The organism is Variovorax sp. N23, assembly GCF_025486315.1.
GTDB lineage: Bacteria > Pseudomonadota > Gammaproteobacteria > Burkholderiales > Burkholderiaceae_C > Variovorax.
In genome coordinates this window covers 18,282-38,203 of record NZ_JAOOPY010000014.1, presented here as the reverse complement: position 1 = coordinate 38,203, position 19,922 = coordinate 18,282, and the positions used below count along the sequence as shown (strand labels likewise).

General features: G+C 68.2%; 19 protein-coding genes. 9 read left to right on the top strand and 10 right to left on the bottom strand.

The window, feature by feature from the left end:
* The first annotated feature begins 3 nt into the window (after positions 1-3).
* From N8A90_RS19310 to rnk, 7 genes are all read left to right on the top strand, one after another.
* Complete coding sequence (locus tag N8A90_RS19310) at positions 4-945, top strand: 2-hydroxyacid dehydrogenase (RefSeq protein WP_262076641.1); 942 nt, start codon at positions 4-6, stop codon at positions 943-945.
* A gap of 9 nt (positions 946-954) precedes the next feature.
* Positions 955-1,938 (top strand): LysR substrate-binding domain-containing protein, encoded by a 984-nt coding sequence (locus N8A90_RS19305; protein ID WP_262076640.1) that lies wholly within the window; start codon positions 955-957, stop codon positions 1,936-1,938.
* Positions 1,939-2,206: 268 nt separating this feature from the next.
* Positions 2,207-3,106 (top strand): amino acid ABC transporter substrate-binding protein, encoded by a 900-nt coding sequence (locus N8A90_RS19300; protein WP_262076639.1) that lies wholly within the window; start codon positions 2,207-2,209, stop codon positions 3,104-3,106.
* 105 nt (positions 3,107-3,211) lie between these two features.
* Positions 3,212-3,943: an amino acid ABC transporter permease gene (locus tag N8A90_RS19295; protein WP_410087713.1), complete on the top strand. Its 732-nt coding sequence runs from the start codon at positions 3,212-3,214 to the stop codon at positions 3,941-3,943.
* A 1-nt stretch (position 3,944) separates the two neighbouring features.
* Complete coding sequence (locus N8A90_RS19290; RefSeq protein WP_262076638.1) at positions 3,945-4,613, top strand: amino acid ABC transporter permease; 669 nt, start codon at positions 3,945-3,947, stop codon at positions 4,611-4,613.
* Positions 4,614-4,638: 25 nt separating this feature from the next.
* Positions 4,639-5,376, top strand: coding sequence for an amino acid ABC transporter ATP-binding protein (locus tag N8A90_RS19285; RefSeq protein WP_262076746.1), 738 nt, complete (start codon positions 4,639-4,641; stop codon positions 5,374-5,376).
* Between the two features lie 333 nt (positions 5,377-5,709).
* The gene (gene rnk, locus N8A90_RS19280; RefSeq protein ID WP_262076637.1) at positions 5,710-6,123 is read left to right on the top strand and encodes a nucleoside diphosphate kinase regulator; all 414 of its coding nucleotides are present in this window, start codon (positions 5,710-5,712) and stop codon (positions 6,121-6,123) included.
* 27 nt (positions 6,124-6,150) lie between these two features.
* On the opposite strand, the gene N8A90_RS19275 is transcribed toward rnk, so the two are convergent.
* From N8A90_RS19275 to N8A90_RS19265, 3 genes are all read right to left on the bottom strand, one after another.
* Positions 6,151-7,188 (bottom strand): DctP family TRAP transporter solute-binding subunit, encoded by a 1,038-nt coding sequence (locus N8A90_RS19275; RefSeq protein ID WP_262076636.1) that lies wholly within the window; start codon positions 7,186-7,188, stop codon positions 6,151-6,153.
* Between the two features lie 336 nt (positions 7,189-7,524).
* On the bottom strand, positions 7,525-8,823 hold the full coding sequence (locus N8A90_RS19270; protein ID WP_262076635.1) for a TRAP transporter large permease: 1,299 nt from the start codon (positions 8,821-8,823) through the stop codon (positions 7,525-7,527).
* Entirely contained in the window at positions 8,820-9,374 is a 555-nt protein-coding gene (locus tag N8A90_RS19265; RefSeq protein ID WP_262076634.1) for a TRAP transporter small permease, read from the bottom strand. The genes N8A90_RS19270 and N8A90_RS19265 overlap by 4 nt, the downstream gene beginning before the upstream one ends.
* Positions 9,375-9,649: 275 nt before the next feature.
* Between N8A90_RS19265 and N8A90_RS19260 the strand changes: the two genes are divergently transcribed.
* Positions 9,650-11,113 carry an EAL domain-containing protein gene (locus N8A90_RS19260; RefSeq protein WP_262076632.1) on the top strand — a complete coding sequence of 488 codons (1,464 nt, stop codon included), beginning with the start codon at positions 9,650-9,652 and terminating at the stop codon, positions 11,111-11,113.
* Between the two features lie 176 nt (positions 11,114-11,289).
* The gene (locus N8A90_RS19255; protein WP_262076631.1) at positions 11,290-12,051 is read left to right on the top strand and encodes a Crp/Fnr family transcriptional regulator; all 762 of its coding nucleotides are present in this window, start codon (positions 11,290-11,292) and stop codon (positions 12,049-12,051) included.
* Here N8A90_RS19255 and N8A90_RS19250 read toward each other — a convergent pair.
* From N8A90_RS19250 to N8A90_RS19220, 7 genes are all read right to left on the bottom strand, one after another.
* The gene (locus N8A90_RS19250) at positions 12,048-13,232 is read right to left on the bottom strand and encodes an amidase (protein WP_262076630.1); all 1,185 of its coding nucleotides are present in this window, start codon (positions 13,230-13,232) and stop codon (positions 12,048-12,050) included. The two genes, N8A90_RS19255 and N8A90_RS19250, sit on opposite strands and share 4 nt — an antisense overlap.
* A 46-nt stretch (positions 13,233-13,278) precedes the next feature.
* Positions 13,279-14,280, bottom strand: a complete 1,002-nt coding sequence (locus N8A90_RS19245) for an ABC transporter ATP-binding protein (protein WP_262076628.1) — start codon at positions 14,278-14,280, stop codon at positions 13,279-13,281.
* Positions 14,273-15,367, bottom strand: coding sequence for an ABC transporter ATP-binding protein (locus N8A90_RS19240; protein ID WP_262076627.1), 1,095 nt, complete (start codon positions 15,365-15,367; stop codon positions 14,273-14,275). The genes N8A90_RS19245 and N8A90_RS19240 overlap by 8 nt, the downstream gene beginning before the upstream one ends.
* Positions 15,364-16,272: an ABC transporter permease gene (locus N8A90_RS19235; RefSeq protein ID WP_262076626.1), complete on the bottom strand. Its 909-nt coding sequence runs from the start codon at positions 16,270-16,272 to the stop codon at positions 15,364-15,366. Before N8A90_RS19235 ends, N8A90_RS19240 begins: the two co-directional genes overlap by 4 nt.
* Positions 16,273-16,275: 3 nt before the next feature.
* A complete protein-coding gene (locus tag N8A90_RS19230; protein WP_262076625.1) occupies positions 16,276-17,229 on the bottom strand; it encodes an ABC transporter permease in 954 nt (317 codons plus the stop codon).
* Positions 17,229-18,908: an ABC transporter substrate-binding protein gene (locus tag N8A90_RS19225; RefSeq protein WP_262076624.1), complete on the bottom strand. Its 1,680-nt coding sequence runs from the start codon at positions 18,906-18,908 to the stop codon at positions 17,229-17,231. Before N8A90_RS19225 ends, N8A90_RS19230 begins: the two co-directional genes overlap by 1 nt.
* A gap of 123 nt (positions 18,909-19,031) precedes the next feature.
* Positions 19,032-19,862, bottom strand: a complete 831-nt coding sequence (locus N8A90_RS19220; RefSeq protein ID WP_262076622.1) for an IclR family transcriptional regulator — start codon at positions 19,860-19,862, stop codon at positions 19,032-19,034.
* Between the last annotated feature and the right edge of the window lie 60 nt (positions 19,863-19,922).

Genomic DNA, 19,922 nt, shown 5'->3' with positions numbered 1-19,922 from the left:
CGAATGACCGGGAAGATTCCCCTGCTGGTCCTGAACCTGCAGACCGACGAGCACCTCGCCCTCTTGCGCGAGCACTACGATGTCACCTACGCCATCGACCGGCCGAGCCGCGACGCGGCCATCGCGGCGAAGGGTGCCGTCTTTCGCGCCGTGCTGACCAATGGCGGCACGGGCGTGACAGCCGAGGAGATCGACGCCATGCCCCGGCTCGAGCTGATCTGCGCCATGGGCGCGGGCTACGAGAACGTCGCGCTGGCGGCGGCGCGCGCCCGCGGCATCGCGGTGGCGAACGGTGCGGGCACCAACGACGACTGCGTGGCCGACCACGCCTTCGGGCTGCTGATCGCGGCGGTGCGCGGCATCGTGAAGCTCGACCGGCAGTGCCGCGACGGCGTCTGGCGCGACGTGATTCCGTTCCCGCCGAACGTCTCGGGCCGCAAGCTCGGCATCGTGGGGCTCGGCACCATCGGCCAGAAGATCGCCAAGCGCGCCGGTGGCTTCGACATGGACATCGGCTATCACAACCGGCGCCCGAAAGAGGGCGTGGCGCACCGCTACTTCGACAGCCTGCTGGCGCTCGCGACCTGGGCCGACTTCCTGGTCGTGGCGACGCCCGGCGGCGCGGGCACGAAGCACCTGGTCGGCCGTGACGTGATCGACGCGCTCGGCCCGCGCGGCGTGCTCGTCAACATCGCGCGCGGCAGCGTGGTCGACACCGATGCGCTGGCCGCGGCGCTGCGCGAGAAGCGCCTGGGCGGTGCCGGCCTCGACGTGTACGAGAGCGAGCCGCACCGGCCCGAGCCGCTGATCGGTCTCGACACCATCGTGCTGACGCCGCACGTGGCCGGCTGGTCGCCGGAAGCGGTGACGGCCTCGGTGACGCGCTTCCTCGCCAACGCCGAAGGTCATTTCTCGGGGCGCGGCCTGGTCTCGCCGGTCCCATAATCCCGCCCCATGGAAACCAAGTGGCTCGAAGATTTCGTCAGCCTGGCTGAGACCCGCAGCTTCAGCCGCTCCGCCCAGCTGCGCCACGTCACGCAGCCGGCCTTCTCGCGCCGCATCCAGGCGCTGGAGGGCTGGGCCGGCACCGACCTGGTCGACCGCTCGTCCTACCCGACGCGCCTGACGCCAGCCGGCCAGACGCTCTACAGCCAGGCCATCGAGATGCTGCAGGGGCTGCAGAGCACGCGGGCCATGCTGCGCGGGCATTCCGCGGCGGCCCACGATGTGATCGAGTTCGCGGTGCCGCACACGCTGGCCTTCACCTTCTTTCCGGCCTGGGCGACCACGCTGCGCGAGCACTTCGGCCCCCTCAAGACCCGCCTGATCGCGCTCAACGTGCACGACGCGGTGCATCGGCTGGTCGAGGGCAGCTGCGACGTGCTGATCGCCTACCAGCATCCGTCGCAGCCGCTGCAGCTGGACACCAACCGCTACGAGATGGTGCTGCTGGGCCACGAGGTGGTGGCGCCCTGGGTCAAGCCCGACGCCGATGGCGCGCCGCGCTACCGGCTGCCGGGGCGCCCGGGCCAGCCGCTGCCGTACCTCGGCTATGCGCCGGGCGCCTACCTGAGCGGCGTGGTCGACCAGCTCATCAAGGACTCCGGCACGGCGATCCACCTCGACCGCGTCTACGAAACCGACATGTCCGAAAGCCTCAAGGCGATGGCGCTCGAAGGGCACGGCATCGCCTTCCTGCCGCAGAGCGCGGTGCGCCAGGAAGTGAAAGCGCGCCGGCTGGTGAGCGCGCTGCCGCCGGAGATCGACAGCCTCGAGGCGACCATGGAGATCCGCGCCTACCGCGAGCGGCCGATGGCGCCGGCTGCGCCGGTCAAAAGCACCGGCCGCGGCGGCAAGGCGAGCAGCGATGCGCTGCAGGGCAAGCGCTCGGTCGACGCGCTCTGGGCCTACCTGGTCGAGACCCAGCCGACCGCGTGAGGGAGCGCTCAGGTCGCGCGGCCGGTATGACGCGAATGCATGAGAACCAGCGCATCCGGCATCGGTTTGGGTGCCGTCGGGCACAAAGGCTGCTTATCCTCAGCGCAATGACGAAAGCCGGGCCGTGCGCACCAGCGCTGAGCGGCTGTTTTCCGAGGGAGAATCCATGTCATGGTGCGCGATGCACCGGGTTGGCACGGGTGTTCCTTCAAACGTGACTGCCTAGAATTTCGTCATGTTCCCCTCAGTCAACTCAGGAGTTTTCCGCATGAAAAAACAAGTACTGGCACTGTCGATCCTGGCGCTCGCCGCCGGCGGCGCATTCGCGCAAGCCAACGACACCCTGGCGAAGATCAAGGCCTCGGGCGTCATCACCGAAGGCGTTCGCGAATCGTCGGGTCTGTCGTACACGCTGGGCAACGGCCAGTACACGGGTTTCCACTACGACATCTGCGCGAACATCATCAAGGACCTGGAAAAGTCCGTGGGCAAGAAGCTCGAGACCAAGTACCAGCCGGTGACCTCGCAGAACCGCATTCCGCTGGTGCAGAACGGCACCGTCGACATCGAGTGCGGCTCGACCACCAACAACGCGACCCGCCAGAAGGACGTGGCCTTCGCCGTCACGACCTATGTCGAGGAAGTGCGCATCGCGGTCAAGGCCAACTCGGGCATCAACTCGATCAAGGACCTGAACGGCAAGACCGTGGCGACCACCACCGGCACCACCTCGGTGCAGACGCTGCGCAAGAACGAGCGCGCCGGCGGCATCGACTTCAAGGAGCTGTACGGCAAGGACCACTCCGACAGCTTCCTGCTGCTCGAATCGGGCCGCGCCGACGCCTTCGTGATGGACGGTTCCATCCTGGCCTCGAACATCGCCAAGTCCAAGTCGCCGGCCGACTACAAGATCGTCGGTGAAGTGCTGAGCGTCGAGCCGATCGCCATCATGATCCGCAAGGACGACCCGGCCTTCAAGAAGGCCGTGGACGACAGCATCAAGGCGCAGATCAAGTCGGGCGAGCTGAACAAGCTGTGGGACAAGTGGTTCCTGCAGCCGATCCCGCCGGCCAACGTGAAGGTCGGCCTGGCCCTGTCGGACGCCACCAAGAACGCCTGGGCGAACCCGAACGACAAACCCATGGAAGACTACGCGGCCAAGAAGTAATTCAACGCCGGTCAGCATGCCAACGCCCGCCACTTTCGGCGGGCGTTTGTTTTCGCGATCGGCAGAACAACGGCATAACAACAGTCGACGAGAAGGAGAAACCCGATGGGATCGAACTGGGATTGGCAGGTCTTCATGCAAGACCCGGGCGGGAAGTTCCCGACCTATTGGCAATGGATGCTCTCGGCCTGGGGCTGGACGCTGTCGGTGGCGCTGCTGGCGCTGATCGTGGCGCTGGTGCTGGGTTCGCTGATCGGCATCATCCGCACGCTGCCCGACAGCCCGTGGCTGGTTCGCCTGGGCAATGCCTGGGTCGAACTCTTCCGCAACATTCCGCTGCTGGTGCAGATCTTCCTCTGGTACCACGTCATCCCGGCGCTGATTCCCGTGATGAAGGGGGTGCCGAGCTTCGTGCTGGTGGTGCTGGCGCTGGGCTTCTTCACCTCGGCGCGGATCGCCGAGCAGGTGCGCTCGGGCATCCAGGCGCTGCCCAAGGGCCAGCGCTACGCGGGCATGGCGGTGGGCTTCACCACCTTCCAGTACTACCGCTACGTGATCCTGCCGATGGCCTATCGGATCATCATCCCGCCGCTCACCAGCGAGACCATGAACATCTTCAAGAATTCGTCGGTCGCCTTCGCCGTGTCGGTCAGCGAACTCACGATGTTCTTCATCCAGTCGAGCGAAGAAACCTCGCGCCCCATCGAGATGTTCCTCGCCGTGACGGCGCTGTACATCGTCTCGGCCTTCGCGATCAACCGCGTGATGGCGTTCATCGAGAAGAAGACGCGCGTGCCGGGCTTCATCGTTTCGGCCAGCGGCGGCGGGGGACACTGACATGGGCAATCTCGATTTTTCGTTCTACAACTGGGACGTCTTCAGCAAGTTCGTCCTCGACGGCCTGTACTTCAGCGTCATCCTGACGGTCGTCGCGACGATCGGCGGCATCGTCTTCGGCACCATCCTCGCGCTGATGCGCCTGTCGGGCAAGAAGTGGCTCGATGCGCCCGCGGCCATCTACGTCAACGGCATGCGCAGCATTCCGCTGGTGATGGTGATCCTGGGCTTCTTCCTGCTGGTGCCTTTCGTCATCGGCCGGCCGATCGGCGCCGAGGGTTCCGCGGTGATCACCTTCATCGCCTTCGAGGCGGCCTACTTCAGCGAGATCATGCGGGCCGGCATCCAGTCCATCCCGCGCGGTCAGGTCTTCGCGGGCATGGCGGTGGGCATGACCTACGGCCAGAACATGAAGCTGGTGATCCTGCCGCAGGCCTTCCGCAACATGCTGCCGGTGCTGCTCACGCAGACCATCATCCTGTTCCAGGACACCTCGCTGGTCTACGCCATCGGCGCCTACGACCTGTTGAAGGGGCTGGAAACCGCCGGCAAGAACTACGGCCGGCCGATCGAGGCCTACTTGCTGGCGGCCGTCGTCTATTTCGTGATGTGCTATGCGCTGTCCTACCTCGTGAAGCGCCTGCACAAGAAGATCGCCATCATTCGCTGACCGGAGAGAAAAAATGTCCGAAAACATGATTCAAATCAAGAATGTTTCCAAGTGGTATGGCCCGGTCCAGGTGCTCAACGACTGCTCGGTCAACATCGCCAAGGGCGACGTCGTCGTGGTCTGCGGCCCCTCGGGCTCGGGCAAGTCGACGCTCATCAAGACGGTGAACGCGCTCGAGCCCTTCCAGAAGGGCGAGATCACGGTCAACGGCATTCCGCTGCACGACCCCAAGACCAACCTGCCCAAGCTGCGCTCGAAGGTCGGCATGGTGTTCCAGCACTTCGAGCTGTTCCCGCACCTGTCGGTGACCGAGAACCTCACGATCGCGCAGATCAAGGTGCTGGGCCGCAAGCCCGACGAGGCCAAGGTCCGCGGCCTGAAGATGCTCGATCGCGTGGGCCTGATGGCGCACAAGGACAAGTTCCCCGGCCAGCTGTCCGGCGGCCAGCAGCAGCGCGTGGCGATCGCCCGTGCGCTGAGCATGGACCCGATCGTCATGCTGTTCGACGAGCCCACCTCGGCCCTCGACCCCGAGATGGTCGGCGAAGTGCTCGACGTGATGGTGGCCCTGGCCAAGGAAGGCATGACCATGATGGTCGTGACGCACGAGATGGCCTTCGCCCGCAAGGTCGCGAGCCGCGTGATCTTCATCGACGTCGGTGGCCGCATCCTGGAAGACTGCCCGAAGGACGAGTTCTTCAGCCATCCGGAAAACCGCCAGCCGCGCACCAAGGATTTCCTGAACAAGATCCTGCAGCACTGAGGCTGCTGCGCCCGGAACGACAAGGCCCCGCATTGCGGGGCTTTGTTTTTTGCGAACCCGCATGGCCTGCAGGTGTATGCGTGCCGCGAGCGCCATACCGGCCTACGATGGCGCCATGCGCTCTTTCGCGTCCTCCCTCGTCAGCGTTCTCGCGGATCGGCTTCTGGCAAGCCGGTCTGCCGTGCGCCTGCGCGCGGAGCTTCGCCGCATGCCGGGCCGACGTGCTGCTGCACGCTCCTGAGCCCGGCGATCCCCCTTCTTCTTTTCATCGCGCCACTGGATCACCGGGCACCCGCTGCCTCGGCGCGCGTCTTTTTCCAGGAGCGTTTCGCCATGACCCCCGATTCCATCGCCGTGCTCGCCACGCGCACCCTCACCGAACTCGACCACGCCCGGCTCGGCAAGTACGCCGACGGCCTGCCGGCCAGCGCCATCCAGAGCGTGCTGGACAACGCCGAGCTTGTCGCGCCCAGCGAGATCGCCGCCGACGTCGTCACGATGCGCTCGCGCGTGCAGGTGGTCGAGCCCACCGGCGACCGCCAACGGCGAACGCTGACGCTGAGCTACCCGTCGGACGCCGACCCCGCCACCGGCTGCATCTCGGTGCTGTCGCCGGTCGGCACCGCGCTGCTCGGGCTGCGGGTCGGCGACGTGGCGAACTGGGTCGCGCCCGATGGGTCGGGCGGGCAATTGCAGATTGCGGCCATCGCCTACCAGCCGGAAGCCAGCGGCGAGTACCTGCTGTAGAACGATTCGTCGTGACGCGTTCGGGCGTCAGGGCTGCTTGCGCGCCGCGATCGCCTTCTCGGCCTTCTCCACCAGCGCGTTGCCGATCGTCGGCTTCCACTTCGCATAGACCGGCCGCGTCGCCTTGACGAAGGCTTCGCGCTCGGCCGGCGACAGCTGCGTCACGGTCACGCCCATGCCGGCGATGTCCTTGAGCACGGGCTTGTCGGCTTCGATCAGCCCCTTGCGCGCGATGGCGATTTCCTGCTTGCCGGCATCGATGGCGGCCTGCTTCACGATGGCCTGGTCGGCCGGCGTCCACGAGGCCCAGATCTCCTTGTTGACCACGAAGATCAGCGGGTCGGCGACGTAGCCCCAGGTGGTCACGAACCTCTGGCCGACGTTCTGCATCTTCAGCACGGTGAAGAGGAACAGCGGGTTCTCCTGCCCGTCGACGGCACCGCTGGCCAGGGCGGGCTGCGCGTCGGCCCAGCTCATCTGCGTCGGGTTGGCGCCGAGCGCAGTGAAGAGGTCGGCGAAGAGCGGCGAGCCGACCACGCGGATCTTCATGCCCTTGAGGTCGTCGGGCGACCTGATGGCGCGCTTGGAGTTGGTGATCTCGCGGTAGCCGTTCTCGCCCCAGGCCAGCGGCACCACGCCGGCCTTGTCGATGGTGGCGAACAGCTCCTTGCCGACCTCGCCCTGCGTGAGCGCGTCGATGGCCGCGTAGTCGGGCATGAGGAAGGGCATGGAGAACAGGTTGAGCTGCTTGACCTGCGGCGACCAGTTGATGGTGGAGCCGACCGCCATGTCGATCACGCCCTGGCGCAGCGCGCTGAACTCGCGCGTCTGGTCACCCTGAATGAGCGACACGCCGGGGTACAGCTTGATGTTGATGCGGCCCTGGGTACGCTCCTTCACGAGGTCGGCCCAGATCTTCCCGGCCTGGCCCCAGGGCGTCGGCGGGCCGAGCACCAGGGACATCTTGTATTCGGGCTTGTAGGCGGCCTGCGCCATGGCGCCGGTGGTGAAGCCAAGGGCGGTGGCTGCCAGCGCGAGGCCGAGCAGGGTGCGGCGGAATTTCATTGGATGTCTCCTTTTGTTATCGAACACGAACTACACGTTGAATGTTGAGGAGATCGGTGCATTCGGGGTGCGTGTGCAGGCCACCGGGTACTCCCCTCCGCGAATGTCCCCCGCCTTCGGCTCCTCCTTTATTTCGCTGCGGGGAGCACCCGATACCCTGCGCACGTGGACGCGATGGGGGGTGTACGCGCGATCACCCACAGCGCGTCCAGATCACGTCGATGGTGTGCTCTGCGCAGCGAAATCAAGGAGGAGGCCGCAGGCCGGGGGACATTCGCGGAGCAGAGTACGCCGTCGGCGTGATCCCACCCCAACCACTGGCTTTTTGGCGACATCTCAATACCCCAGCTTGTTCGGCAGCCACAGTGCCAGCTGCGGCCACGCGATCACCGCGACCATCACGAGGAACATCGCGAACAGCATCCACCCGACCCAGCGCACGGTCTCTTCCATGCGCACGTTGGCGATGCGGCACGACACCATCAGATTGACCGCGAGCGGCGGCGTGAACTGGCCCAGCGCCACCTTGAGCGTGAGGATCACGCCGAACCACACCGGGTCCCATTTGTAGAACTGCACGATGGGCCACAGCAGCGGCACGAAGATCAGGAAGATCGACACGCCGTCGAGGAACATGCCCACCGTGATGAGCATGACGATCAGCAGCGCCAGCACGCCGTACTCGCCCAGGCCCGAGTTGGTGATGGCCTTGGCCACCGGGTCGATCACGCCGAGCGTCGAGAGCGAGTACGCGAAGATGCCTGCGAGCGAGACGACCAGCAGGATCACGGCCGACAGCTCGCCCGCCTCGCGCAGGATGACGAACAGGTCGCGCACCTTGATCGTCCGGTAGATCACCATGCCGACGAAGAGCCCGTAGAACACCGCGACCACCGCTGCCTCGGTCGGCGTGAACCAGCCCGCGCGCATGCCGCCGAGGATCAGCACCGGCGCGGCCAGGCCCCAGGTCGCTTCGCGGAAGCTCTTCCAGAAGGCGGGCCGCGGCATGCTGGCCTCGAGCGCGCCCATCTTGTGCTTGCGTGCCATCCACACGGCCGGAATGATCAGCGCCAGCCCGGCCAGGATGCCGGGAATCATGCCGGCAGCGAACAGCGCCGGTACCGACGCACCGGGCACCAGCACCGAGTACACGATGAAGGCGACCGAGGGCGGGATCAGGATGTCGGTGGCCGCGGCCGCGCCGACCACGCTGGCCGAGAAGGCCGGCGGGTAGCCGGCCCGCGACATCGCCGCGATCATCACGGCGCCCACCGCAGCGGCGTTGGCCGGGCCCGAGCCCGAGATGCCGCCGAGGAACATCGCGACCAGGATCGCGACCATCGGCAGCATGCCCGGCCCACGGCCGACGATGGCGACGGCGAAGTTCACCAGCCGCAACGCGACGCCGGAGCGGTCGAAGATCGAGCCGACCAGCACGAACATCGGGATCGCCAGCAGCGGGTACTTGCCCAGGCCCGCGTAGAAGTTCTGCGGCACGGCCAGCAGGCCGAACCACTGGGCATCGGCGTTGGCGAGCGCGATGCAGGCCGCGCCGGCCAGGCCGAGCGCCGCGCCGATCGGCACGCCGATCAGCATCAGCACGACGAAGGCGACGAACAGCAGCGTCGCGATCATTCGTCGCCCCGGTCGTCGCGGCGGCCGCGCCGGATGAACAGTCCGACGGCCCGCAGCGCGATGGCGGTCGACACGATCGGCAGCCAGATCGAGTACCACCAGGCCGGCACGCCGATGCCCGGCGAGGTTTCCTCGAAACGGTAGTCGTCCCACACCATGCGCACGCTGAGCGCGGCGATCAGCAGGAAGAGCGCCGCCACCAGCACCGCGCCGAACTGCGACAGCCGCTTGCGCCGCGCCATCGAGCCGCTTTCGGAAAAGTATTCGATGCGGATGTGCCGGTCGCGTGCCACCGCGGCCGAGCCGGCGACCATGGCCAGCAGGATCATCAGGAAGACCGAGAACTCCTCCGTCCACGCGAAGGACGAGTCGGTGAAGTAGCGCACCAGCACGTTGGCGAAGGTGATGCAGGCCAGCAGGCCCATGATGACCACCGTGGCCCAGTCCTCGATGGCCAGCGGCACCTTGGCCGGTTCGTCGGCCGCTTCGATCTGTGGGGGGAGGGGGCTGGCGGCGTCCAGCACGGGGCCGGACTCGGGAGGGGTGGACATCGGTGCTGTGTGAACGTAGGAGCGCCGCCGGCGCGGATGCCGGGGGTCGCAGCCCGGCGCCCGGGGTGCGCGGATCGTAGTCAATACGGCGGCCGGCTCCATCGGGGGTTTCCTTAGCCGCGCCCCGCAGGCCGCGGTCGTCGTTGGCATTTCCGGCGCATGGATGCACGGGTTTGTGATCCGCCCCACAAAGTGCCGAAGAAGGAGCATGCGTCGCGGGCGATGCGTTCCTACCATGGGCCTGCGACGACAACACGACACAAAGGCATGATGCGATGCGGACCTGTTCACTCGACACATCGACGGAGGTATCGGCGCCGGGCGTACCGCCTCCGGCTTCGGTCGATGCGTTTCTGCGCGCCCTGGGGCGGCCGCTGCGCAGCCTGTTGCCGTGGACCGCGGCGGCGCGCGACCGGGTCCGGCGCAGCACGGTGGCGGCAACGCGGCCGCACCGGCGCCCTGACGGCTGGGGCCGCACGCTGTCGCGCCGGCAGACCTGCGCCTTCGTCTTCATCGGCAATCTCCCGCACCTCGACGAGGCCTTCGGCGCCGAGTTCGCCGCCGCGACCAGCCGCGAGGTGGCGCGCCGGCTGATCGCCTTCGTCGGCGCCACGAGCGGCGACCGGGTGCTGACGCTGCGCGACGACTGCTTCCTGATCTGGTCCGAGCGCGGCACGCTGCCCCTCGCATCCACCGATGCGTCGCCGGTGAACGCGGACCTCGAGCAGTTGCTGTGCGCCGTCGCCGGCGAGGCGGTCCGCTTCCAGGCCATGGCTGCGCTGGCACGGCTCCACGTCGGCTGGATCGACGTCCCCGATCCGCGCACCCTGGACGCCGCCGAGACCGACCTGGTGCTGTGGGCGGCGCAGCCCGCGCCCGATTTCCAGGACCTCCCGTCCAAGGACTGGCGCGCCCGCTATCGTGCGGACATGGAAACGGCGGTGGCCGTGCTCGAGGCCGCGCGGGCCGGCCGCATGCAGATGCGCTGGCAGCCGGTCATCGACGCCTATGCATCGGCCGACACCCTCTATCGCGAAGGCTGCGTGCACCTTCTTCCCATCCAGGGCCGTTCCGGCGTGCCGGTCGCGCTCGGCAGCGTCCTGCCCTGCCTGGAACGGCTCCAGCTCACGCGCGAACTCGACCACATGGCGGCGAACCAGATTCTCGAGGCCCTGCGTCGAAGCCCCGAGGCGGGCATGAGCCTGAACATCTCCGCGAACAGCGCGCGGCTGGACCATTGGTGGGCCACGGCGCTACGTGCCCTCGCGCAAGAGCCCGAGGTGGCACGCCGCCTGGTGGTCGAGGTCGGCTGGGCCGGTGCGCAGTGGCAGGACGCGGAGGCGATGCGCGACTTCTGCCGCCGCCTGGCCGTCTGCGGATGCCGGATCGCCATCGACCATTTCGCCGCGAGCGCGGCCAGCCTGGGCGTGCTGCAGGCGTGCAAGCCCGACATCGTGAAACTGGAGGCGCAGTTCATCCGGCGGGCCGGCGAAAGCCAGTTCGGCTTCGACAGCCTCAAGCATGCGCTGGCGCTCTGCGCCAACCTGGCCCCCTGCACCGTGGTGGAGGGCGTGGACCGGGCCGAGGATCTCGGTGTCGCGCTGCGCGCGGGTGCGCGGTGGATGCAGGGCTACTATCTGGGCGGTCCGCGGGCGGCACTCCCGGCGTTGACCCCCACGAATGCCGCCGCGCCGCACGCGTTGGCCGGCGCGTGCGCGGGCACCGCGGCGATTCATTGAACGCGCGTTGGCCGGGCGACGCCCCGCCGGCCCTTGTCCTCTCGTGGTGTGCCAGCGGGCGCGGCGTGCGCCGGTCGTGAGGGGTGTCGCGTCGGGCGCGCCATGTGCATCGAGGAGGCGACGGCGACCCTCGCCGAGCCGAGAGACGCCCGAGGCCATGCCTGACCGGAGAGCCTATGTACCTTCATCCTCTTTTCACGCCGCTGTCGCAGGCCGATCGCGATGCGCTCCGGGATGTGACCGAACTGCTCACCTACAAGCGCCATCAGCTGGTGAAGGCGGCGGGGGAGCCCTGCCAGCACGTCTATTGCGTCGCCACCGGCCTGCTCCGCGTTGCCCGGCACAGCCGCGAAAACAGCGAGGAGGTGACGACGGATTTCATCCAGCGCAGCGACTTCTTCCTGCCGCCGTCCTGGGGCGAGGACGTGTTCGCGTGCCCCGCGACCGCCATCGCGGCGCTCCCCTCCGTCATCTATGCGGCGCCCGTGAGGCACCTGCGCGCCCTGTGCGCGAAGTACCCCGCGCTGCCGCTGGGTCTGCTCGAACTGGAGGCCCGGCGCATCGGCATGCTGCGCACGCAACTGCGCCGGGTGACGACTTCCTCGGCCACGAAGATCGTGGAGCGCGTGCTGCACGAACTGACCCAATGGGCGCCCGCCGAGCGCGGTGGCTACGACAAGCGCATCACCCAGACCATCATCGCCTCGTACTCGGGCATCTCGCGCGAGATGGTCAACAAGACCATGAAGGACATGGAGAGCCGCGGCCTGGTGACCAAGGATGCGCAGGGGATCCATGTTCCGGCGAGCTTCGCGTCGACGGATTTCAACGACTTGCTGTACGAACCGGACCTCGGTGCCGAGGCGGCGTCCCCCGAACCGGACGCGCCGATGCTCGACCTGCCGCCGCTGGGACGGAACGTGCCGCAGAACCCCTAGCGCTCGCCGATGCGCTCCGCCAGCACGACCAGCGAGCGGTCCGACCCCGCCGGGCCGAGCAGCGAGATGCCCAGCGGCGCACCGTCGCGCTGCGCCAGCGGCATCGACAGTTGCGGGAAGCCGCTGAGCCCGGCCACGCACAGCATGCGGATCGAGTCGTTGCGGTAGTCCTCGAGCGTGCTGTCGGCCGCGCTGCGCAGCGGCGCGATGTCGGGCATGGTCGGCATCAGCAGCACGCCGTCGTCGCCGAGCAGCGCGGCCAACTGCTGGCGGAAGGCGATGCGGAAGGCGCGTGCGGTGTTCACCTGTGCATCGGTCACGTCGCGCGACCACGCGAAGCGCTCGGCCACGCCGGGGCCCAGCGGCGGCGCGAAGCGCTCGATCATCGGGCCGTCGGTGAGCCACGCTTCGCGGCCCTGGATGTAGCGGAAGTTCCAGTACATCGCGTCCCACGACTCCAGCGCGAGCTGCTCGACCGGTGCCGCCTTGCCCAGCACCGACTGGATGCGGTCCGCCGGCGCCGCCAGCGCCTGCGTCACCGGTGCGCTGAGCATCGCCCACACGTCCTGCGGCCAGAGCAGCCGCACCGTGGCGGGCAGCGGCCTGGCGTCGGTGCCCAGCAGCACGTCGGCCACGCGCGCGAAGGTGCCGACGTCGCGCGCGAACCAGCCGCAGGTGTCGAGGCTGGGCGCCAGGTCGAGCACCCGTTCGAGGCTGATGCGGCCGTGCGTCGGGCGCAGCCCGTACAGGCCGCAGTGGTTGGCCGGCGCGCGCACCGAGCCGCCGGTGTCGCTGCCCAGCGCGAAGTCGCACAGGCCCGAAGAAACGGCGGATGCGGAGCCCGACGACGAGCCACCGGTGATGCGGTCCTTGGCCGCGCCGTTGATCGGCGCGCCGAAGTGCGCGTTGTTGCCGGTCATGGAGAAGGCCAGCTCGTCGGTCACGGTCTTGCCGACGAAGTGCGCGCCGGCATCGAGCAGCGCCTGCACGGCGGGCGCGGTCTGCGTCTTGATGCCCGACATCGCCAGCAGGAAGGGGCTGCCGCCGCCGGTCGGGTAGCCGGCCACGTCGAACAGGTCCTTCGCTGCGAAGCGCAGGTCGGCCAGCGGGCCGGTGGCGGCGCTCTCGACGGGCACGTCGGGGTAGGGGACGAAGGCGTGGGCGGGGTCGTGCAGGTGCATGGTGGGTCTCTGAAAAGGATGCGAAGGCGGCCCGAGTGCCTGTGCCTCAGGCGAGCGCGGCGGGCGCGATGGCGGCCGCGTCGTCGGTACGGATGCAGCGCGCATGATGCCCCGGCGACACCTCGACCGCCGGCGGCTGCGCCGCGCGGCAGGCGTCGGTCGCGAGCGTGCAGCGCGCGGCGAAGGCGCAGCCCGGCGGCAGCGCCGACAGGTCGGGCGGCGAGCCGCCGATGGTCTCGAGCCGCGTGCCGCGCGTCATCGCGCCGTGCGCGCGGCTCTTGAGCAGCGCGATGGTGTAGGGGTGCCGCGGCGCCAGGATCAGATCGCGCGCTGTGCCTTCCTCGACGATGCGCCCGGCGTACATCACGGCGATGCGGTCGGCCACCTCGACGGCCGCGCCGATGTCGTGCGTGACGAAGATCACCGACAGCCCGAGGTCGCGCTGCAGTTCGCGCAGCAGCAGCAGGATCTGGATCTGCACCGTGGCGTCGAGCGCGGTGGTCGGCTCGTCGGCCAGCAGCACCTTCGGGTTGCAGGCCAGTGCCAGCGCGATCATTGCGCGCTGCCGCATGCCGCCGGACATCTCGTGCGGGTAGGCCGCCAGGCGCCGTTCGGGGCTGGGGATGCGCACCTTCTCGAACAGCGCCAGGGCACGGGCACGCGCTTCCGAGTGGCTCACACCCTCGTGGCGGCGGATGGCTTCGACGATCTGCGCGCCGACCGTGTAGACCGGGTCGAGCGCCAGCAGCGGCTCCTGGAAGATCATCGCGACTTCCTTGCCGCGCAGGTCCGCCAGCGTGCGCGCGTTCATGCCGAGCACGTTCTTGCCGTTGACGTCGAGCGTGCCGGTGATGCGTGTGTTGCGTTCGGGGTGCAGCCGCATCACGGTGCGCAGCGTCACGCTCTTGCCCGAGCCCGATTCGCCGATCAGCGCCACCACCTCGCCCTGGCGCAGGCGCAGGTCGACGCCGTTGACGGCCTCGATGCGCTTGCCCGGTGCGCGGAACTCGACGCGCAGGTCCTTCAGTTCGACGGCGAGTTCAGACATGGGCCACCTCCGGTTTCGTCTCGGCCAGGTCCGGGAAGTCCGGCGGCGGCACGTAGCCCGAGCCCGGTTGCCAGCGCAGGCAGGCGGCGCCGTGGCCCGAGGCGGTCTCGATGAAGTCCGGCTGCGTCTGGCTGCACACCGCTTGCGCGAAGGCGCAGCGCGTGTGGAAGCGGCAGCCCGACGGCGGGTCGATCGGGTTGGGCGGGTCGCCCGAGAGCGGCGCCTCGGTGGTGCGCTGCATCGGATCGCCGCTGGGCATCGAGCGCAGCAGCGCGCGCGTGTAGGGGTGGCGCGGCGCATCGAACACCTGCGCGGCGGTGCCGACCTCGACCACCTGGCCGAGGTACATCACCAGCACGCGGTCCGACATGTAGCGCACCACGTGCAGGTCGTGGCTGATGAAGAGGTAGGTCAGGCCGAAGTCGCGCTTCAAGTCTTCGAGCAGGTTGAGCACCTGCGCTTCCACCGACTTGTCGAGCGCAGACACCGCTTCGTCGAGGATCACCAGCCGCGGCTCGAGCGCGAGCGCACGCGCGATGTTCACGCGCTGGCGCTGCCCGCCGGACAGCTCGTGCGGGTAGCGCCCCGCGAAGCGCGCGGGCTCCAGGCCGACGCGCGCGAGCAGGTCGTGCGCGCGGTTGAGCGCCTCGCGCGACGACACGCCGTGCACCGTCGGCCCGAAGGCGACCGAGTCCTCGATCGTCATGCGCGGGTTGAGCGACGAATAGCTGTCCTGGAACACCATCTGCGTCTGGCGGCGGAAGTCGCGCAGCGGCAGCTCGCGCGCGCCGACGGTGACGCCGTCGAACACCAGCTCGCCGCTGTCCTGCACGATGAGCTGCATCAGGAGGCGCGCGGTGGTCGACTTGCCGCAGCCCGATTCGCCGACCACGCCGAGCGTCTCGCCCTTGCGGATCTCGAAGCTCACGCCGTCGACGGCGCGCACCGCCGACTTGGGGCCCAAGCCCAGGCCGGCGCGCTTGAGCGGGAAGTGCTTCTTCAGGGCCTGCACGCGCATCAGCGGCTGGCGTGGGCCGCCGATGTCGCGCGGGTCGACCGAGGTGGTGGCGGTTGTCACGTCGTTCATTGCTTCACCTCCATCGCGGTGCGCAGGCCGTCGGCCAGCATGTTGAAGGACACCGAGGTCACGAAGATCAGCACGCCGGGCAGCGCGGCGATCAGCGGCTGGCTGTAGATGGCGGTGCGCAGCGTGTTGAGCATCAGGCCCCATTCCGGCTGCGGCGGCTTCACGCCCAGGCCGAGAAAGGACAGGCCGGAGGCCAGGATCATCGCCACCGAGATCAGGCTGGTCGAATACACGAAGATCGGTCCGATCACGTTGCCGAGCACATGGCGCCGCACGATGGTCAGGGCCGGCGCCCCCGAGGCACGGGCCGCGTCGACGTAGTCGCTGCGCCGCACCTGCGTGGTCACGCTTTCGGCGATGCGCGCGATCTGCGGCACGAACACCACCGTCAGCGAGATCAGCGCATTGGTGATACCCGCGCCCAGCGCGCCCGACAGCGCGATGGCCAGCAGCACCGACGGGAAGGCGTAGAGCACGTCGATGCAGCGCATGATCACCGTGTTGACCTTGCCGCCGGCGTAGCCCGCGAGGATGCCCAGCGCGCTGCCGATCACGAAGGCCATGATCACCGGCGCGATGCCCATGAAGAGCGACAGTCGGCCGCCGAGCATCAGGCGCGACAGCAGGTCGCGGCCCAACTCGTCGGTGCCCAGCGGATAGCCCGGCGTGCCCACCGGCCGCAGCCGCTTGAACATCGAGGTGGCGAAGGGGTCGGCCGGCATGATCCACGGCGCGAAGATGGCCACGAGGATCAGCAGCCCGATGATGGCCGCGGCCGTCATGGCGACGGGGTTGCGCACCAGGCGGCGCATCACGTTGGCGCCATGGCTGCGCGAACGCACGGCCTGGAGGGGGGCCGACGGCGCCGTGCCGGCGGCGATGGAGGACGTGGCGGTGGCGGACATCGTTCAGGCCCTTTCGATGCGGGGGTCGAACATGGTTTGCAAGACGTCGACGATCAGGTTCAGTCCGACGAAGAACAGCGCCAGCACCAGGATCGTTCCCTGCAGCAGCGGCAGGTCGCGCTGGAAGATCGCCTGATTCAGCAGGAAGCCGGTGCCCGGCCACGAGAACACGGTCTCGATCAGGATCGAGCCGCCCAGCAGGTAGCCCAGCTGCAGGCCCATCACCGCGAGGGCAGTCGGCGCGCAGTTTTTCACCACGTGCTTGAACACGCCGAAGTCGTTGAGGCCGCGCGCGCGCAGGCCGATGACGAACTCCTGCGACAGGATGTCGGCCACCAGCGCGCGCACCGTGCGCGCGACGATGCCCATCGGGATGAAGGACATGGTCACGGCGGGGAGGATCAGGTACTTGACGTGTTCGGCGTCCCACTTCCACAGGCCCGAGCCGTCGGGCCCCGCGCCGGTGGCCGGCAGCCACATCAGCTTGGCCGAGAAGATGATGACCAGCACCATGCCGAGCCAGTAGTGCGGCAGGCTCACGCCGATCACCGAGATGAAGGAGGCCGCGCGGTCCATCCACGAGTTGCGGAAGTAGCCGGCGACGAAACCGAAAAGGGCGCCGAAGGCGAAGCCGATCAGCGTGGCCAGCGCGGCCAGCATGAAGGTGTTGCCCACGGCCTTGAAGACCTCCTGCGTCACCGGCCGCGCGGTGGCGATCGATGTGCCCAGGTCGCCGTGCAGCGCGCGCCAGATCCACTGCGCGAACTGCACCGGCCAGGGCCGGTCGAAGCCATAGAGCTTCATCATCTGCTGCTGCAGATCGACCGATGCATCGGCCGGCAGGATCGACACCAGCGGGTCGCCCGGCGCGATGTGCACCAGCATGAAGCAGAGGAAGGACACGCCCAGCATGATGGGCAGGGCGTAGCCGATGCGGCGCAGGAGGTAAGACAGCATCAGTCCATCGACATGGTGGCGAGGTCGATGAACCAGCTCTGGGGTTGGACGACGCCCTTGATCTTCGGCGACAGGGCGCGCGGACCGACGTCGTGCGCGACGAACAGGAACGGTGCCTCGTCGATGATGCGCGCCTGCAGCGTGGCCAGCGCCGCGTCGCGCTGCTTGTCGTCGAAGGTGGTGCGGGCCTTGTCGACCAGGGCATCGACTTCCGGGTTGCTGAAGTAGCCCCAGTTGTTCGACACCGGCGGGAAGGCCTTGGTGCTCACGAAGCGGACCATCGCGAAGAAGGGGTCCATGGTCGCCGCGCTCACGTTGGTGGCGTGCGCGCCATGGGCGCTCGGGTCCTTCGCGCCGAGGCGCCAGCTGGAGAACAGCGTGTTCCATTCGACCACGTCGAACTGCACGTCGAAGTAGCATTCCTTCAGGCTCTGCTGGATGAACTCGTTCATCGGCAGCGGCTGCATCTGGCCCGAGCCGGAGGCCGAGGTTTGCACCTTCACCTTGACCGGCTTGGCGGCCGAGTAGCCGGCTTCGGTCATGAGCTTCTTGGCGGCGGCCGGGTCGTACTTGATCTGGAAGCTGGGGTTGCCGCGCCACGGGTTGCCGGGCTCGGCCACGCCGGTGGCCTCGACCATCAGGCCGCCGAGCAGTTCCTTGAGCGCCGTGCGGTTCAGGCACAGGTTGGCGGCGTAGCGTACCTTCTTGTCAGCGAACGGCGAGTCCGGCAGCATCGAGAACTGCCATGGCCACAGGTGCGGCTGCAGGTTCTGGTAGAGCTTGAAACCGCGGCCCTTGATGGTCTCGAGCGCGTCGGGCGACGGTGCCTCGATCCAGTCGACCTGGCCCGACAGCAGCGCGGCGGTGCGCGACGATGCTTCAGGCAGCGGCAGCATCACGACGCGGTCGATCTTCGGGCGGCGCTTGGCGTCCCAGTAGTCGGGGTTCTTCACGATCTCCAGGCGCTCGCGCGGCACGAACTTCGAGGCCTTGAACGGGCCGGTGCCCGAGAAGTCGGCCGCGAAGGCGGTCCAGGCGGCCTTGCTGCGCTCGGCGGTGCCGGTCACGCTCGCGGGCACGGCGGCCAGCTTCTTCTCCCATTGCACGGGCGAGGCCATGAACAGGTTCGTGAGGTTGATCGGCAGGAACGAGTCGGGCTCCGACGTGGTGAGCTCGACCGTCAGGTCGTCGATCTTGCGGGCGGTGCGCAGCGTGGGCATGCGCGAGGCGGTCACGCCGATCTGTGCGGGGTCGAACTGCGGCGCGTCCTTGCGCAGCACCTTGTCGACGTTCCAGACCACGGCGTCGGCGTTGAAGGGCGAGCCGTCGTGGAACTTGACGCCGGGACGCAGCTTGAAGATCCACTTGGTGCGGTCCTTCGCGTCGACGGCCCACGACACGGCGAGGTCGGGGATCACCACGCTGGCCTTGGTGGCCGAGCTCAGGTCCCACTGCGTCAGGCTGTCGTACATCGGGATGCCGGTGAAGCGGTTGCCTTCGTAGCCCTGGTCGGGCTGGCCCGAGGTGCGCGGAATGTCGCCGGCCGTCATGGCGATGCGCATCACTTTTTCCTGCGCGAGCACGGCGGTGCTCGCGAGCGACAGGGCAGCGATCAGCAAGGCGCCGGTGCGCTTGCCCAAGCGTTTGGCGGGCAGCGACGGCAAGGAATGGAGCTTCATGGGAGGTCGACCTTTGAGTTGCGGGTGAGCGGTTGACGAAGCAAGTGACATGCCAAAGTTAATCGCATTGATAAAATCGTTTATCGATATCTATCTACGCTTAAACGATAAAACAGAGCGATTTCAGTGCGCCACCGCGCTCGAAATGGCGCGCGCGCACTCGATCACCATCGGCGCGAGCTTCCGCTGTGCTTCTTCGAGCGTCCAGCGGCTGGTCGGCGGCGAGACATGCACGGCGCCCAGCGCCTCGCCCTTGCGGTTGAGGATGGGCGCACCGATGCCCATATCGCCGAGGAACAGCTCCTCGGCATTGGTGGCATAGCCCACGCGCCGGCAGTCGGCGATGCGCACCATGATGGCGTCCACGTCGGTCAGCGTGACCGGCGTGCGCTGCGCCCGCTCCGAGGCCTGCAGCAGCGCCAGCACCTGCGCGTCGGGCAGGCTGCTGAGCCAGGCGCGGCCTGAACTGGTGCAGTACATCGGGATGCGCATGCCCACGGGCGTCTGCACGGGAATGAACTTCGACGTCACCAGCTGCGCGACGTAGACCATCTCGGTGCCGACCGGCTCGGTCACGCTGGCCGTCTCGCCGCTGGCATTGGCGAGCTGCGCCAGGTACGGGGTGGCCGTCTGGATGAGCGCGTTGGCCGCCATGTAGTTGTAGCCCAGCTCGATGGTGCGCGGCAGCAGCTGGAAGCGCCGCGTCTGCGGGTGCTTGCCCACGTAGCCCAGCACCTGCAGCGTGTGCACCGTGCGCTGCGCCGAACCCTTGCTCATGGCGGTGCGCTCGGCCAGCTCGGCCAGCGTCATCGTGCGATGCGCGCCGTCGAAGGCGCGCAGCACGGCCAGGCCCTTCTCGAGCGACTGGTTGAACAGCGGGTCGGGAGATTTTGCGACGGCGGGGGGCGCAGCGGCGGCGCGGCGCGGCGCACGCGCAGGAGTCTTGTTGGCCATAGCGGTTGCGTATATCGGAGAATCGTTTATCGATTTCGTCGGGCGTGCACGTTGCGTGCC